This window comes from Oleiphilus sp. HI0066, from assembly GCF_001635725.1.
In genome coordinates, this window is sequence record NZ_LWFH01000174.1 from 1 (window position 1) to 954 (window position 954).

The following is a 954-nucleotide window of genomic DNA, read 5'->3' on the forward strand; positions in this document are numbered from 1 at the left end:
TGACTTAATATATCACCCCCTAATCTTGGTTGATTAATCAGCACCTTGATAAACAAAGCGTCGAGGAATCGAACGCTTGGATGATAAGTATCAACGGTTTCAAGACGGCCCGTACGAATCCATTGTTCGGCCGTCGCTGCCGCCCAGTGCTGCATCGCTAAAAAGCCATAACCGGAAGAGGCGCGCAATGCGCCAGCAGCGAGGCCGGCGCGTGGCCAGGATGTATGACCAGAATTGACGCGTCCCATCGGTAAAACGCCCGCTTCATGACGAATGCATTGAGCTGGCGCTAAGCCATATTGCGTCATCCATATCTCTATTTTGGTCTGAAGTATCTCCGGGTCAACTATATGCTGTGTAAAGCGGGTCGGCTCAACGAGCACTCTATCTGGGGCCAGCGCGAGCCAATAAATAAATTCGGTACCGCCCTCATCGCTAACTAGCTCTGTCATTAACCCAGCCCGACGCCAGTCAGGTAAGGGTTCGTGAAGTAGCCACTCTTCGCCGTAAAATACTTGATAGTAATCCGCCGACTGGTAGCGTGCATTGCACTCAATTAACTGCTTAGCAAAAAATATCTTGCCACCAGTCGTGGTTACTTTGAATTTGGCAGGAGGGTCATCAATGGCTTCAATTGTTTGCACAGTCTGCCCAAGCTCGACGGTATAGCCGCCAAGATCAATCAGCGAGCAGGCATCTTGATAAAAAGTGTCTGCAGGCAATGAACAGTAATCATACGCGTGGAAGTCGCACTGTTGCCTATGGCCGCCTCTCAGCGATATTTCACAACTATCCCAATAATGTTCGGCTAATTGGTGCCAGCGACTCTCTTTTTTTGCCCAATAAGACCAGGTCTTATCGTTGCTGAAGGCGGTTCGTTGATCCAGTAACACCACCTTGCCCCGATAGCCGCGTAATGCCAACTCCCTTGCTAGCGATAAACCACTGCACCCT

1 protein-coding gene is annotated in these 954 nt (G+C 50.2%); it reads right to left on the bottom strand.

Annotation, left to right across the window (positions count from 1 at the left end; translation table 11 throughout):
* A partial coding sequence (locus A3738_RS02925) for a lycopene cyclase family protein (protein WP_068763338.1) occupies positions 1-896 on the bottom strand: 896 nt, incomplete at its 3' end.
* Positions 897-954: the final 58 nt, after the last annotated feature.